This is a genomic window from Butyricimonas faecalis (genome assembly GCF_003991565.1).
GTDB classification, from domain to species: Bacteria; Bacteroidota; Bacteroidia; order Bacteroidales; family Marinifilaceae; genus Butyricimonas; species Butyricimonas faecalis.
In genome coordinates this window covers 1,453,019-1,467,627 of sequence record NZ_CP032819.1, presented here as the reverse complement: position 1 = coordinate 1,467,627, position 14,609 = coordinate 1,453,019, and the positions used below count along the sequence as shown (strand labels likewise).

The 14,609-nt window shown below is 40.6% G+C and carries 12 protein-coding genes; 9 read left to right on the top strand and 3 right to left on the bottom strand.

Annotated elements, in window-relative coordinates; all coding sequences use genetic code 11:
* The first annotated feature begins 7 nt into the window (after positions 1 to 7).
* A complete protein-coding gene (gene atpG / locus D8S85_RS06685; protein WP_106480030.1) occupies positions 8 to 880 on the top strand; it encodes an ATP synthase F1 subunit gamma in 873 nt (290 codons plus the stop codon).
* Positions 881 to 900: 20 nt separating this feature from the next.
* On the opposite strand, the gene D8S85_RS06680 is transcribed toward atpG, so the two are convergent.
* On the bottom strand, positions 901 to 2,061 hold the full coding sequence (locus tag D8S85_RS06680; protein WP_106480029.1) for a DUF6051 family protein: 1,161 nt from the start codon (positions 2,059 to 2,061) through the stop codon (positions 901 to 903).
* Between the two features lie 182 nt (positions 2,062 to 2,243).
* Here D8S85_RS06680 and D8S85_RS06675 point away from each other — a divergent pair, with 182 nt between their 5' ends.
* The 3 genes from D8S85_RS06675 to D8S85_RS06665 all read left to right on the top strand — a co-directional run bounded on the left by D8S85_RS06675 (position 2,244) and on the right by D8S85_RS06665 (position 4,413).
* Positions 2,244 to 3,098: a LytR/AlgR family response regulator transcription factor gene (locus D8S85_RS06675; RefSeq protein ID WP_205702821.1), complete on the top strand. Its 855-nt coding sequence runs from the start codon at positions 2,244 to 2,246 to the stop codon at positions 3,096 to 3,098.
* Positions 3,091 to 3,924: a helix-turn-helix domain-containing protein gene (locus tag D8S85_RS06670; protein ID WP_106480026.1), complete on the top strand. Its 834-nt coding sequence runs from the start codon at positions 3,091 to 3,093 to the stop codon at positions 3,922 to 3,924. The genes D8S85_RS06675 and D8S85_RS06670 overlap by 8 nt, the downstream gene beginning before the upstream one ends.
* 105 nt (positions 3,925 to 4,029) lie before the next feature.
* Positions 4,030 to 4,413 carry a VOC family protein gene (locus D8S85_RS06665; RefSeq protein WP_106480025.1) on the top strand — a complete coding sequence of 128 codons (384 nt, stop codon included), beginning with the start codon at positions 4,030 to 4,032 and terminating at the stop codon, positions 4,411 to 4,413.
* A 103-nt stretch (positions 4,414 to 4,516) separates the two neighbouring features.
* Here the strand turns inward: D8S85_RS06665 and D8S85_RS06660 are convergent, their stop codons facing one another.
* The gene (locus tag D8S85_RS06660) at positions 4,517 to 5,668 is read right to left on the bottom strand and encodes a DUF4468 domain-containing protein (RefSeq protein ID WP_106480024.1); all 1,152 of its coding nucleotides are present in this window, start codon (positions 5,666 to 5,668) and stop codon (positions 4,517 to 4,519) included.
* A gap of 281 nt (positions 5,669 to 5,949) precedes the next feature.
* Between D8S85_RS06660 and D8S85_RS06655 the strand changes: the two genes are divergently transcribed.
* Positions 5,950 to 6,363 (top strand): hypothetical protein, encoded by a 414-nt coding sequence (locus tag D8S85_RS06655; protein ID WP_106480023.1) that lies wholly within the window; start codon positions 5,950 to 5,952, stop codon positions 6,361 to 6,363.
* A gap of 154 nt (positions 6,364 to 6,517) precedes the next feature.
* On the opposite strand, the gene D8S85_RS06650 is transcribed toward D8S85_RS06655, so the two are convergent.
* Positions 6,518 to 8,362 (bottom strand): biotin/lipoyl-containing protein, encoded by a 1,845-nt coding sequence (locus D8S85_RS06650; RefSeq protein ID WP_106480022.1) that lies wholly within the window; start codon positions 8,360 to 8,362, stop codon positions 6,518 to 6,520.
* Between the two features lie 200 nt (positions 8,363 to 8,562).
* On the opposite strand from D8S85_RS06650, the gene coaD reads away from it, so the two are divergent.
* The 4 genes from coaD (at position 8,563) to D8S85_RS06630 (ending at position 14,606) form a co-directional block, all read left to right on the top strand.
* The gene (coaD, locus tag D8S85_RS06645) at positions 8,563 to 9,036 is read left to right on the top strand and encodes a pantetheine-phosphate adenylyltransferase (RefSeq protein WP_106480021.1); all 474 of its coding nucleotides are present in this window, start codon (positions 8,563 to 8,565) and stop codon (positions 9,034 to 9,036) included.
* 347 nt (positions 9,037 to 9,383) lie between these two features.
* Complete coding sequence (locus tag D8S85_RS06640; RefSeq protein ID WP_240648897.1) at positions 9,384 to 9,911, top strand: RNA polymerase sigma factor; 528 nt, start codon at positions 9,384 to 9,386, stop codon at positions 9,909 to 9,911.
* Positions 9,912 to 9,997: 86 nt separating this feature from the next.
* Entirely contained in the window at positions 9,998 to 11,149 is a 1,152-nt protein-coding gene (locus D8S85_RS06635) for a FecR domain-containing protein (RefSeq protein ID WP_106480019.1), read from the top strand.
* A 160-nt stretch (positions 11,150 to 11,309) separates the two neighbouring features.
* Entirely contained in the window at positions 11,310 to 14,606 is a 3,297-nt protein-coding gene (locus D8S85_RS06630; RefSeq protein ID WP_172726479.1) for a SusC/RagA family TonB-linked outer membrane protein, read from the top strand.
* The last annotated feature ends 3 nt before the right edge of the window (positions 14,607 to 14,609 follow it).

Below are 14,609 nucleotides of genomic sequence, written 5' to 3'. Positions count from 1 at the left end.
AAAAATTATGCCATCAACACGTGAATTGAAAGGAAGGATAAATTCGGTGCATTCATCTCAAAAGATCACCGGAGCCATGAAGATGATCTCTTCTGCCCGGTTAAGGAAATCTGAGAATGCCTTGAATCACGCCCGCCCTTACATGGAACAGTTGCAAAATATACTGGATCACATCGCCAGTGAAATTAATGATTATCAGTCCCCGTTGAGTCAAAATCGTCCGCTTCAACGAGTTGCGATTGTTATGTTTGCTGCAGACGAGGGATTGTGTGGTGCTTTTAACCTACTATTGTACAAGAAATTATTGGAAACATTAAAGGAGTATGATGGTAAGGTTAAATCGCCTATTTTCGTTTATCCCGTGGGAAGAAAACTCGTGAATGATATAAAGCAGACAAAAGGAGTGGAGGTTATGCCGATTCCTGATCTTTTCGAGAAAAAGCAATATGCAGAAGGTGCAACGACATTGGCTGATGAATTAATTCGTAGTTTTTTGAAGAAGGATGTCGATCGGGTAGAAGTGATTTACGCTCATTACAAGAGCATGGGAACACAGATCATCAGTCGGGAGCAGCTGCTTCCGTGGATTCCTCGGGAAACAAAAGCCCTTTCCGATAAAGAGCGGAATAAAGTGTACATTTACGAGCCGGATTGTGAAAAGATATTGGAGACGATCTATCCGTTGGTTATTCATTCCACGATGTACAGGTACCTACTGGAAAATCAGACATCTGAACAAGCTTCTCGTATTTTGTCTATGCAAATGGCAAATGATAACGCTATTAAGTTGTTGAAAAATTTGCAACTGGAATATAACAAGTTGAGACAACAGAATATTACGGCCGAGTTGATGGACATTGTAGGTGGGTCAATCGAGTGATTTATGATATAGTAGTATCTTTACAAAAAATCAGCAACTCTATTGAATATATCTGTAAAAGATTGATAAAGCATTTTGGGCGTCGCTCCCGTGTTGGTTGGAAAGGGATTTTGATGAGAATATTCGTATGGAAAATCCAATTCTTCCAATATGGTGTCAACACATTTAGGACCTAGAGCTTGAATAACTCCTTGTGTTGGCATTACGGTATCCTTTTTGAGCGTGACAATCCGTATACGGTCTTGAATTTGTTCGAAAAATGATTCCCTGTAATTTTTCATAATCTCGGGTCGTATCATGGCTTTAAATGCTTTTTCCATGAAATCTTCTTCATATAAAACGGGGAGCATGCGATGTCCATCATTTTTTGTCATGAAATCATTCAGAAAATAGTCTTTAACTCTTCGATACGCCTCTTGATCCATAATATCTCGGGCGCTTCCGTCCATTTGACTGAATATGGAACCTCCGCAGAAGAGGAATAGTTTACAGTCATCCAATAAATGTTCCGGATTGGCAATCATCAGAATCTGTGACAGAAAGGCGCCGATGGAGTATGCGAAAATATTTATGGATGACTCCTTTTCAAACAGTGGATGCTGTCCGTTTTTTATTTCTCGGAATAGCTGCCATAGATTGAACATAGATTCTTTTCCGGATATGTAAAAGCGTAAAGGGGTGTCCGATAGACGATAGCTTAATGCCACGTTGACAAACGTGGAGTTATCCAGGTGCTTTACTTCTTGTTTACGTCGTGCCACCCAAGACATAAGGGCTCTCGGATTATACCAGTTACAGGGAGTGCGGTTCATGTGGAAAGCTATCGGGAACAAAATAACGGCCTTGCCCGTGGCTGAGGATAAATATTCAGCCCAAGTGAGGTATTTGTCCCAGTTACGCTCGTTCAGCCCGTGCAATAACAGGATGGCTTGGTTTGTTTTTCGTGATCCTTTAGGTGTGAATATGGTATATGAAAAGTTTTTATTCTCTTGAATGCTATTGTCAGGGATAGAACAAAATTCGCTTGTCGGGATCAGTTGCTGAAATTGTTCTATTTCTTTAATTCCCATGTCTTGGATAAAATGGTACGGACGAATTTCCAGGGGTTGATCTTCCAGGATAATTTTCTTATCATAAGAAAAAATAGCCTTTAATTGTTTTGTTCTAGTTGAGATATCCATAACTCTTGCGATTAATTTTAATACAAACAAACGCCACAAATTCTTGTTTTCAAAATTAATGGTGTCTACTGTAGCCTAAAGGGACAGAATCTCATATTTAGGGACGAAATTTGCTCTTTAGGGGTGAATTTTTTTACGGGAAAAATGTATCTTTGTTTGAAATATATAAAAATTAGTGAGAAATGAATGTGCTGACCCGAAAAATACCAGATTACTATTACGAGAAATCAAATTTAATACGCTTGGTATTATTCACGGCTTTTTTTGATCTAATCTTTATCAATATCTACAAGCCTTTCAGTTCTTTGACTTGGTATCCGGTATCGGAATTTAAATTTTTCCTTTTTTCGAGTTTGGTAATTCTTACCGGATTACTTACCGTTGCTATCAGTCGTGTAATCATGTATTTTTACACGAAGAAGCATGCTCTCAATTGCATAGAGTACGGGATCTGGATTGTGTTGGAAATCTTTTTTTTATCGACTTTTTACACGGTCTACTCTTGTGTTTTACGACCAGAGAGGGAGGTGATGGAAACTTTTTGGGAGGCTTCAGAAAACACGTCACTAATCCTTTTATTGCCTTACGCTATTTTAATGCTTTATTTCTCTTGGCGGGATAAGGAGCAAAAATTGCAGATGCTTGGAGAGATGAAGGGAGATGCAGGAGGTGCGAATGTTATTTCTTTTCGGGATGAGAAAGGTGAATTGCGCTTATCTATTAAACATTCGAATTTGCTTTATATAGAGTCCGCGGATAATTACGTGCGGATTTGGTATCTAAATAAAGGAGTGGTAACAAAATTCATGTTACGTAATACTCTGAAGGTAATGGAAGAAACATTTGAAGGAACGAATGTATTGAGATGCCATCGTTCCTATATGGTGAATTTCGAGCATGTTAAGGTGATTCGTCGAGAGAAAGATGGAGTTTATTTGGAATTCGGAGTTGAAAAGGTCCCCGATATCCCGATTTCAAAGACTTACAGTGAGAAGGTGACACGCTGGTTCATGTGTTATTCCTCTTCGAATGAGTAAATATCAATACAGACAGCCTTGTCGGGAGTTGTCCGGGTATGTCCAATATTATTGGATGCTGGATCTGGAGGATGTGAGTCCATCGTGCGAGCCGCATCGCCTTACACCGCAGGGATTCATGGAAATTGTTTTTTATTATAGGGATTCGTACAAACTTATTCTGTCTGATGGAGAAGAATCTCATCCACGGGCAACACTTTACGGGCAGCGAACCGAATTTATAGATATTTTACCCACGGGTAGGGTGGGATTAATGTCGGTCGTGTTTACTCCTGTGGGAGTACGTGATATTTTGCATTTACCGCTGAACGAGCTGACAAACCGCTATGTTTCTCTGGAAGAGGTGTTGGGAAGAGAGGGAAAGGATATAGAGGAGCGAATGATGAATCATTCTAGTTTTGACGAACGGGTTGATGATTTGGAAACATTTTTGTTAGATCGTTTGCAGCGAAGAAATGAATTTGAGAATAACCGGATGCGGATGGTCATGACTCGTTTATTGCGGCGTCGTGGGATGCTCAATGTGGATCAACTGGCAGGCTATGCTTGTTTGAGCAAAAAGCAATTTGAACGGGTGTTCGCGGCTAACGTAGGATTAATGCCGAAACAGTACTTACGAGTGATTCGTTTTCTACATACCGTGGAGTTTCGAAATCGAATGCCGGAGGCTGATTTGGCAACTTTGGCTTTTCATACCGGGTATTACGATGCCGCTCATCTGGCAAATGAAATTAAGACTTTGACCGGCTATACTTCGTCAACTCTTTTTCAATTGATGTGTTTTTCCGAGGATGCCGAGAGTGTTGAATGGTTTCTAGGTGAATAGAATGAAATGAGGGTTTTATCAGAACAGAGAATGTCTCTTTTTTCCAATAATTGAAGGGTGATGAGAAAGTACTTTTGTTGTGTTAATCAATAAAATAAATGCAACATGAAAACATTCGTAGCTTTTTTTGAGATTCCTGCTGTCAATATGGAGAGAGCAGTTCTGTTTTATGGGACAGTTTTCGGAGAGAAACTGGAGATTGTCGAATACGGGGAAGAGAAAATGGCTTTTATTTCTTTTGGTAATCAACACCCGGTCGGTTGTATTTTTAGTTTGAAAGGATATCAGCCAACTTCCAATAGTATTACAATCTCATTTTACACGGAAAATATGGATGAATCTTTAGCACTGGTGAGGGAAGCAGGGGGAAAAATCGTCACGGAACCTTGTGAAACTTATGAGGGAGCAAAAGATTATTTTGCTTACTTTCTAGATAGTGAGGGAAACCGGATCGGTTTGTTTACACGAAACTTTCATCCGGGAGAATAGTAATATCAATAAAGCAGGGTAGGCCATGACCGATTGTAGTAATGGCTCCTGCTTTATAAATTTACTTGGTTATTATTGATTTTAAACTCCTCTCAATAATGAATTATTTTACCCATACATTCAAAATCTCTCCGATAAACATTTTGTGCATGGCTTTACCGGCCCATTGTTTCCTTAGTTCCGGGTCAGAAATTCCGTCAATGTTGATGGTTTGAGAAATCATTTTGCGGCACTCGATAATCATCCACGCTTCTGAGAACGCCTTGCTACCGGAAGGAGTGGTGATCGGGGTTAACCCGGCCTCTTTTACCTTATCCTTGTTCTTACCGGAATTATGTCCGCAGTAATTCAAAGCTTCCCGGTAAGTTTCCGTGTAGAAAGTTAATGTGTAGGTATCTCCTTTATCCATGATGTCATAAGTATAGCGTGCGGGGCTGACAAAACAGAAGGTCACCGGTTTGTTGTACAAGTAACCAAGACCGCCCCAACTGGCTGTCATTGGATTGAATTGTTTATCGTCCCCTGCCGTGATTAACATCCAGTCCTCGGACAACATTTTGATAATATTTCCCGGAATCTTATCAGGAGCGATACGCTTGTATCCTTGTAAAGCATCTCCCGGGGTGGCAGATATGGAGGCCACGGTTTGCACGGGAGTAACTTGTTGGGTCGTTGTGGTTACGGGGGCATTTTGGACGCCGAGGCTTTTTAGTGCTCCTTCGTTTAGACTTTCTACGAGATCAATGGTTTTGATTCTAAATTTGGCAATCCGGTTGATCAGTTTGGTTTGATCTTTATTCATTGCCTGTTTATCCGTGATCCATTCTTCGGCTGCCAGTCGTTCCCGGCTATCTTCCGGGTAGAGGTAGGTGATATTGGTAACTTCCACGTTGCATTTTCCGGGCGTGCAAATAAAATTCATCCGGTAGTTTATTTTTGCCCGGTCTAAAGAGAATGTTTTATCAGCGAAAACAATGTATTCGTTTCCATAGCAGGCAATTTGTCCCTCTTCCTTGTTCGAATAGGCAACCATCCCCCAGTTCCCTTTATCTGTTTTGAAACGAGTGTTTGCCCATGCGAGGATGGCATCAAAAATTTGATCCTTAGAAAGGTTGGGGGCATTAATTTCCTGTGAAAAAACAACTTTTCCGTTTACTTCCGGTACGGCTCCAACCATGTATTTGCTTTGATCTTCTTCCTGAGCTAATGCCCACATGGGAAGAAAGCAAAGAATGAGTAATAAATTCTTCATCATGATATTCAAATTAATGTGTGTTTTAAACTAAACTAATAAAAATCGCACGTCGGCTTTCTCGTGGAGAATTATGCCGCATTCAAAGTTACAGAAATATTTCATACGTTCTTCGGCTTTTAACGAGAATTTGCAAGTGTGGCATTTTTCCTCAATTACTTCATCTTGCAGAATGTAATTACATGAAGTGTAGAGCGAATGATTTGAGAGGTTACGTGTATTTCACGATGTGATATTCATATTTTTTTCTTAATTTAGCCGTCGAATACAATAAATCAAGAAACATGGATAATAAGGTGTTAGAAAAGCTAAAAGAAGAGTATGGGGAGGATGACGACCTGATTCAGCTATATGAAGATTGGGGTGATACTCCCTACTTGCATGAAATATATCGTATACTGGATGAACATTCATCTGATTGGGTGTTGGAACGAGAATTAGGTAGTTGGGCGGCAGAATTTATTCTGGATATTTTGCAGGAACATGAGGAGGAATTAGAGGAGATGCCGGAAGCGGAACGGATTGCGTTATTTAAAGAAGAAATTGAGGAACGATATGCTGATTTCAAAAGCTGTCATCAGTTTGCACGGGTAAATAATCTCTCCATGGCGTACGAAGAAGACGAGAACACGGATTGTGAGACGTTGGATGAGTACATTGCAGAGAACGGGGAGGAGATCGGTTTTCCTAAATATTAATCCTTGCTGATCCGAGGGAAAGATTATTCGAACCTTAATTATATTACTCCTGTCTGATGGCAGGAGTTAATTTTTATGGTATATTGCTAGAATAAAAAAGTGGCAAAAGTACATTGACTTTCACCACTCATCCTTTATTATATTACTAATCCAATCAGATTTCGATCTCGATCAATTTAGCTCCGGCAGTAACGGCTTTTCCTTCTTGAACCAGGATACGTTTTACTTTTCCGGCATAATCACTTGTAATGTTGTTTTCCATTTTCATGGCTTCCAATACAAGCACGTTCTGTCCTTTACTTACAACATCCCCCGGTTTAACGAGAATCTTAAAGATGTTACCCGGCATCGGAGCTTCAACCACTTTTCCTGTTATCGGTTCTTCTTTTTGAACGTCAACGGTCTGTTGTGCTTGTTCCCCTTTATGCGTGGCCATGTAACGGGCTTCTTTCTGTTTGGTTAAGAAGTTTTTAGCGACAGCGGGGAAAAGTTCCATCAAGAGAACTTCTTTCTCGTTTTCAGCCAGTTTTACTCCTCCGAATTCTGTTAAGACAGGATTTTCCTGCATTTGATATTTTGACGTGTCATACGGGGTTTCTTCACGAGTTCCGGCAATTTTCAAACGGAACGCGGGATCCACGGGAACCGGGGTCTTCCCGTATTCACCTTTTACCAAAGCTACGAATTGATTGGACACGTTAGAATACATCGGCTTGTGATTCTTAATATCAAGGGCGCAGTTTACTGCTTGTGCTCCCACGATTTGGCTGGTAGGTGTTACCAAGGGAGGAAGACCGGCTGCCAAACGAACCGTCGGGATTAGTTTCATGGCATCTTCCAGAATATCCATGGAATTCAATTGTTTTAATTGGGCTACCATGTTGGTATACATACCTCCGGGAACCTCGGCTTTTTTCACGAGTTCATTCGGTTTCGGGAAATTGAAATAAGCTTCGATAGCATGACAAGCTTCCAACAATGCCTCTTCGTTGTTGCTCTTCGCTGCAGCGATAGCATTATCGAAGAATTTGTCAATGTTAGCCGGAAGCGTATCGGTAAGCGGGTTGAATGGATCCGGGAATTGTTTAACGGCATCAAATGCTTCCAATTCTTTGCGAATCGTGTACAACTCTTTGTTGATCTTGGCAACAGCTTCCATGTTTACATCCAATTCGATACCTAACTTCTTACAGAAGATGTAGATTAATTCGATAGCCGGAGCGGCAGGACCACCCGCGAAATTCCATATATTGGTATCAACGATGTCAACACCGTGTACGATAGCGGAAAGCACGGCACCTAGTCCGTAACCCGGGGTACAATGGGTGTGAAAATCTACAGGAATTTTTAAGTTGCTCTTGAATAATGGCATCAATTCGGCAATACGAGCCGGGTTAATCAAACCACTCATGTCTTTAATCGTGATCATGTCAGCCCCAAGAGCTTCCATTTCTTTAGCCTTATTCAAGAAATATTCGTTTGTGAACACGGGTGCGGGATTCTTTTTCCCTTTCAGTTTGTCCATCAAACTTAATTTCGGGTACTTCGGATCGATCGTGTAACAAACTGCACAATCGGCGATTCCACCGTATTTTTTCACGTATTTGATGGTCGATTTCACGTTGTTCACGTCGTTCAATGCATCGAAAATACGCATGATTCCTAAACCAGATTCGATAGCGTTTTTACAGAATCCCTCGATAATTTCATCCGTGTAAGGAGCGTAACCAAATAAATTACGACCTCTGGAAAGGGCGGTCAACTTGGAAACATCACCAATAACGGCTTTGATTTTTTCCAAACGATCCCATGGATTTTCATTCAAGTAACGCATTACGGAATCAGGAACAGCTCCTCCCCATACTTCCATCGCGTAGAACTTAGCATCCTTGTAAAAAGGTAATACGCGGTCCACTTGACTTTGGTTCATTCGAGTCGCAAATGAAGATTGTTGACCATCTCTAAGTGTAAGATCTCTAATTAGTAGTTTTCGTGCCATGTTTTATTAAAATTAATTGTTACGTGTTTTTTTATTTTGCATCAAATCTATTCAAAAAAAAATAATTTTCCTAATAATGTACTTGGAATATCAGAGAAAAACTAACAATTTTTTTGAATCGTCAAAAATATGATTTTAATTTGTAACTTGAGATCGGATGTTTTATTCGTAACTCTAGTGAAATTTTAATAAAGTACGTCATGGAGAGAATCGCAGTATTTCCGGGATCCTTTGATCCGTTCACAATCGGACACGAAGAAATCGTGAAACGTGGATTGAAAATGTTTGATAAAATCGTTATTGCCGTGGGGATTAATGCGGTTAAAAAAGAGTTCTTGGATGTAGATACCCGGATTGCCATTATTCGTAAAGTTTTTGAAGGTGTTGATAATGTTGTTGTTATGAGTTATTCCGGTTTGACAGTAGATTTTTGCGAGCAAATGGGAGCGAATTTCATTATTCGCGGTTTACGTACGGCTGCTGATTTTGAGTATGAACGTGCTGTCGGCCAGGCAAACAAAGCGATGGATTCTTCCGTGGAAACCGTATTCCTTTTAACTTCTCCCGAACATACTTTTATCAGTTCCACCATCGTGCGCGATATATTCATGAATGGTGGAAATGCCAATAAATTTTTACCAACGAACGTAACCATAGAGGATTTGTGTCAATAAAAGATAAGTTGGAACATTTTAGGGTGTTTTTTCATATATACCAAGAGTATTAGATACTGGTACGAGGAATTTGTCTTGTCTTTTGGAGAATAAGAACGTAGTGGTCTGCTGGTATGAAACCTCAATAAACGATCGTTTATTGATATACAAATTTATATTATTTTTTGAAACCTGTAAAAAGATGCTGTTCTTTTTAATAGCTAATTATTAACACGTTCAAAATTTTTTATTACAATAAAATAGGTGAACACATGCCCCTCAATAAACGATCGTTTATTGAGAGTGTATTTATATAGTAATGAAGTTAGGTATAATGGATGACCGAGTTAGATAAAATATTGCAACTCTTGAAAAAAGGAGATCGACGAGGGTTAGAACTATTGTTCAACCATTTTTATAAACCATTGGTATTTTATGCCATGAATTTTCTTGCGCAACAGGAGGAGGCTGAGGATGCCGTACAAGAAGTTTTTATTAAGTTTTGGGAAGGAAAGCGTTTTCACGCTATAAAAAATAGTCTGCGTCCTTACCTATATCAATCCGTGCGTAATTATTGTTTAAATTTGTTGCAAGGGAAAAAAGTGGTTCTTACAGAGTCCATCGGTTCGGGAATGGATATGGCTGAAAACGAATATTTGGATGAATCGGAATGGAATACCCGTATTGATCAATTATATAAAGCGATAGATCGTTTACCCGATCGGACGCGAGAAATTTTTAAAAGAATCGTGCTGGACGGGAAACGGCATAAAGAAGTTGCAGAAGAATTTGAAATTTCTGTAACCACGGTAAAAACTCTTTTAGCAAGAGCATTAGCGGTTTTACGAGCCGAGTTAAACGAAAAAACATATTCGATTTTGTTACTCTTCGTGTAATTTTTTTGATTTTTTCTTCAAATTTTTGTCATCTATTTTTTCTTTTCTCCTGTCATAAGTATAGAACCAATGGAGAATAAATCATCATGTTACCAGAAAATATAGTACAATTGGCTTTGAAATCTCGTAAAGAGGGATTGACTGCAGAAGAACGAGAGTTTTTGAATCAGTGGCTTTTGGAGAACGTGGAATTGCAGGAAGAACTTCACCAGTTGGTAGAGTGTGGTTCTGTGGTACAGGCTGCTCGTTTGTTTGAGAATATTCAGATTAGAAATGCTTGGCAAAATGTGGAACAAAAACTTTCTTCCCGACCGGGTTGGAAAAAACGTCATTTGACTATTCGTTGGAGTGTCGCTGCAACAGTAGTGATTATGCTGACTGCGGGATGGTTTTTGTTTAGACAATCACCTGTAAGAACCGAGCCGGAGAAGTTAGCGCGAATAACCCCGGGGAGTTTGAAAGCCATCTGGGTGTTAGAAGGTGGTGAGAAATATGAATTAAGCGAAAATCTGGGACGTGATATCACGAACAGCGGAGGAGTCACGATAGGTAAAAATTCTTTGAATACATTGGTAATTCAAGAGGGAAACAGCAGACAAAGGAGTACCGTGAGAGTTCCGGAAGGGGGAGAATACCGCGTGGTTTTGAGTGATGGAACGAAAGTATGGATCAACTCGGGAAGTGAATTGACTTTCCCAATGAACTTTGAAAAAGGAGAACGGGTGGTGGAATTAAAAGGAGAGGCTTATTTCGATGTGATTAAAAGTAAAGAATGGCCTTTTATCGTGCGTACTTGTCGCTCCAGCGTGAAAGTATTGGGAACCTCTTTCAATGTTTGCAGTTATGAAGGAGATGCTCTTGAACAAGTAACCCTGGAACAAGGTGGTGTGGAAGTGAAACATCACGACGAGACATACCTTTTACATCCGGGAGAGCAGTTTGAATTAGACACGAGAAACGAAGAGATTGAAGTGAAACCTGTAAACGTGAAACTATATACCTCATGGATTGATGGTATGTTCCGTTTTCATAATATGCCACTGGATTTATTGACAGTGAAATTGGAACGTTGGTATAATGTGCATTTTGTTTTTTCGAATGAAGTTTGTAAAAACTACCGTTTCACTGGGGCTATTCGAAAAGACGTAGACTTTAATGAATTTATCCGTTTGATAGAACGGACAACAAATGTAAAATTTATTATAAAGCAGAAGAATATAATAATACAAGAAAAATAAAAAGCAGGAAGTACGGCCATACTCCCCGCTTTATTTAAATAAGATTCATGCTCTTTTTCAAAAGCATGAGAGTACTAATTTCAAATACAAAAGTATGAAAAAAAAGAGAAACACTTGGTATCGTTACGGGAAAATACCATGTAAAAAAAGTTTATGTATCATGAGATTAACATTATTACTAATGATCGGTTTTGTGTTTCAGCTATCAGCGACGGGAGTGGCACAAAGCGTGAAGATCGAAAAGCAGCTTCAATCCTTAGAAACTGTATTTGAACAGGTCGAATCACAGACAGGTTTGTTGATCATGTTCAGTAATAACGAATTGGACGTGAATCGTAAAGTGTCTCTTGATATTCGTAAATACACCTTGGAAGAATTATTTCGCAAAGTGTTAGAGGGTACGAACATGGATTTTGACTTGGAACAGAATTACGTGGTCATCCGTCCGGCTCGTCCGGTTGCTGTACGTGATAGTGTGGTAAAGACGAATCAAATAAAAGGAGTTGTCGTGGATGCCCGCGGGGAACCTCTCCCGGGTGTAACCGTTGTGGCCAAACGCGGGGAGATTCTCGTTACAGGAGCGGCTTCCGACGGGAGTGGTCGGTTTGAGATCGTGGTTCCGGTTGATATTCGAGAACTTTCTTTCACTTTCGTGGGGTATAAAACTGCGGTTGTTCCGGTAGAATTGAATAAGGAAATGACCGTACGTATGGAAGAAGAGGTGAGCGAGGTCGATGAGGTCGTAGTGACCGGTTATTTCACGAAATCTAAATCCAGTTACACGGGAGCCGTGAAAAGTGTTACCGCCGAGCAATTGAAAACGGTCTCCGGGACAAACGTTGTTGCCGCTTTGGCCGCCTTGACACCCGGTTTGAATCTAGTTGAAAGAAGTGAACTGGGGTCAAACCCGAATCATGTTCCCGAATTATTGTTACGGGGAATGAGTTCATTTTCGGATGGTTCCACTCAAGTGAATCAACCAACGATCGTGCTGGATGGAGTTGAAATCAGTATGCAGGATTTGTACGATTTGGATATTAACGAGATTGAAAATATTACCGTATTAAAAGATGCATCAGCAACGGCCCTTTACGGATCACGTGCTGCCAGTGGGGTAATCGTGGTGGAGAGAAAGAAATTGGCCGAGGGGAGTATGCGGGTATCTTATAATTTTACGGGAAACGTGCAATTCCCTTACTTGAAAGATTATAATGTGTTGAATGCCGCCCAGAAACTGGAATACGAACGTTTGGCGGGATTGTATTCAACCGAGGTGCAAAAAGATCCTTGGGGAAATATTACAAATGAGGGAGAACAATATGCATTGGACAAATTGTATAATGAACGTTACCAGGAAGTGCAACGGGGTGTTGACACGGATTGGTTGTCGCAGCCGGCGCGCACGGCTTTCTCTCACGATCACTCCCTACGTTTGTATGGCGGGGCTTCCAATGTCCGTTACGAATTATCCGGACGTTTCAATAACGTGCAGGGAGTGATGAAAGAAGACTATCGTCGTCGTTATAATCTGGGGTTTAAATTGGAATACCATCTACAGAATAAGTTGACCATGGCCAACCGGACGACCTACAGTGAGGTGAATTACAAGCAATCTCCTTACGGCTCTTTCTCCAAGTACGTGGAAATGAATCCTTACGATCGGATCTATAACGAGTTCGGGGAGTATAACAGGAATCTATCTTGGGATATGGATAACCCGTTGTACGAGGCTAGTTTAGGGAATTATGATATTTCTAAAGATAAATCATTCTCGAACACCACGGATTTCCGTTTGGAGATCAACAAATTGTTTCGCTTGTCGGGAAACTTTAATATTACCGTGTCCAATTCCAACAACGAAGTGTTCAAATCTCCCGATTCTCAGGATTTTAAAACGGAAACCGAACTTTCTAAAAAAGGTTCATTGACCCAGAAAAATGAAAGTGGCGTGTCTTATGCCGGAACGCTGACAGGTGCGTTTAATTTGATGACCGATAATAATAGTTTATACAGTGTGAATGCGGGTGTGGAAATCAGGAAGGAAACCAGCGAGTCTTCCACCATGACAGGAGTGGGCTTTTATGATGATGCGTTGAATTTCATGGGGCAGGCCGCTGGTTATTCAGATAAAACGGATCAAAAACCGACCGGAACTCAAGCTATCAGCACGGAATTGGGATTCTTCGTGAATGCCAACTATATGTATAATAACCGTTATTATGCAGACGTGGTTTATCGGGTGACCGGATCATCCAAATTTGGAGCCAACAACCGTTATGGTAACTTCTGGTCGGCCGGATTGGGATGGAACATACACAATGAAAGCTTTGTTACTTCCAGCAAAATTGATATTCTGAAAATCCGGGGAAGTTTGGGATACACGGGTAAGGTAAATTTCTCTCCTTTCCAGGCAATGACCATGTATCAATTCTCCGGGGATCTGGAATATTTAAACGGGATAGGAGCTGTTCCGCAAGATATCGGTAATGAAGATTTAGGTTGGGAACGGGAGTTATCGTATAACCTCGGGACGGACATCAGTCTTTTCAATCGTCGGTTGAATTTTACGTTTGACATTTACTTGAAAAAAACTACCGATCTGGTATTGGATGCCTCTCGTGCCCCCTCTACCGGAACAACTTCAGCCAAAGAAAATATTGGAGAGATGGAGAACAAAGGATTGGAATTCCAAGTGGATGGTATGCTTGTGCAGAAAAATGATTTCTATTGGCAGGTTGCTGCTACCGGAAGTATGAACCGGAACCGGATATTGAAAATAAACAGCGCCCTAAAAAAAGCGAATGAAGATGCCAATAAAGTGGACTCAAAAACTCCGTTGGCACAGTATGAGGAAGGGGAATCTACCACGGCATTGAAGGTGGTTAAATCGGCAGGGATTGACCCGGCAACAGGACAAGAAGTATTTATAAAATTGAACGGGGAGAGAACTTTCGAGTATTCAGCGGATGACAAATTTGTGATCGGGGATACCGAGCCGAGATTCCGGGGGACAGTTTCCACCAATTTGTTCTACAAAGGTTTCAGCCTCTATCTGTTAGGTCGTTACGAATGTGGTGCTTACCTGTACAACGAGACTCGTGCCACGAAAGTGGAAGGTGCAAACCCGAAAAAGAATGCGGATAAACGGGTGTTTGATAGTCGTTGGAAGAATCCGGGAGATATTGCTTTTTACAAGGATATTGCCGATTCCGACGGGTGGGGGACGAATCCGAAACATTCCGATCGTTTCGTGGAAAAAGAAAATGTATTCACGTTAGAAACGGTAAATTTCGGTTATGAATTCGGACAGAATATCTGTTCCAAAATTGGGGTTCGGAATTTACGTGTTGGAGTGAATATGACTGATATTGTGCGTTGGTCAAACGTGAAAGTTGAGCGGGGAACAATCTATCTATATAGTAACGGGTTTGAATTTACGCTTAGTACAACATTTTAAAAG

What these genes read in the sequence shown, in the direction of transcription:
- atpG (WP_106480030.1), top strand. Translation starts at nt 8, where the DNA reads ATGCCATCAACACGTGAATTGAAAGGAAGGATAAATTCGGTGCATTCA.
- D8S85_RS06680 (WP_106480029.1), bottom strand. Translation starts at nt 2,061, where the DNA reads ATGGATATCTCAACTAGAACAAAACAATTAAAGGCTATTTTTTCTTAT.
- D8S85_RS06675 (WP_205702821.1), top strand. Translation starts at nt 2,244, where the DNA reads ATGAATGTGCTGACCCGAAAAATACCAGATTACTATTACGAGAAATCA.
- D8S85_RS06670 (WP_106480026.1), top strand. Translation starts at nt 3,091, where the DNA reads ATGAGTAAATATCAATACAGACAGCCTTGTCGGGAGTTGTCCGGGTAT.
- D8S85_RS06665 (WP_106480025.1), top strand. Translation starts at nt 4,030, where the DNA reads ATGAAAACATTCGTAGCTTTTTTTGAGATTCCTGCTGTCAATATGGAG.
- D8S85_RS06660 (WP_106480024.1), bottom strand. Translation starts at nt 5,668, where the DNA reads ATGATGAAGAATTTATTACTCATTCTTTGCTTTCTTCCCATGTGGGCA.
- D8S85_RS06655 (WP_106480023.1), top strand. Translation starts at nt 5,950, where the DNA reads ATGGATAATAAGGTGTTAGAAAAGCTAAAAGAAGAGTATGGGGAGGAT.
- D8S85_RS06650 (WP_106480022.1), bottom strand. Translation starts at nt 8,362, where the DNA reads ATGGCACGAAAACTACTAATTAGAGATCTTACACTTAGAGATGGTCAA.
- coaD (WP_106480021.1), top strand. Translation starts at nt 8,563, where the DNA reads ATGGAGAGAATCGCAGTATTTCCGGGATCCTTTGATCCGTTCACAATC.
- D8S85_RS06635 (WP_106480019.1), top strand. Translation starts at nt 9,998, where the DNA reads ATGTTACCAGAAAATATAGTACAATTGGCTTTGAAATCTCGTAAAGAG.
- D8S85_RS06630 (WP_172726479.1), top strand. Translation starts at nt 11,310, where the DNA reads ATGAGATTAACATTATTACTAATGATCGGTTTTGTGTTTCAGCTATCA.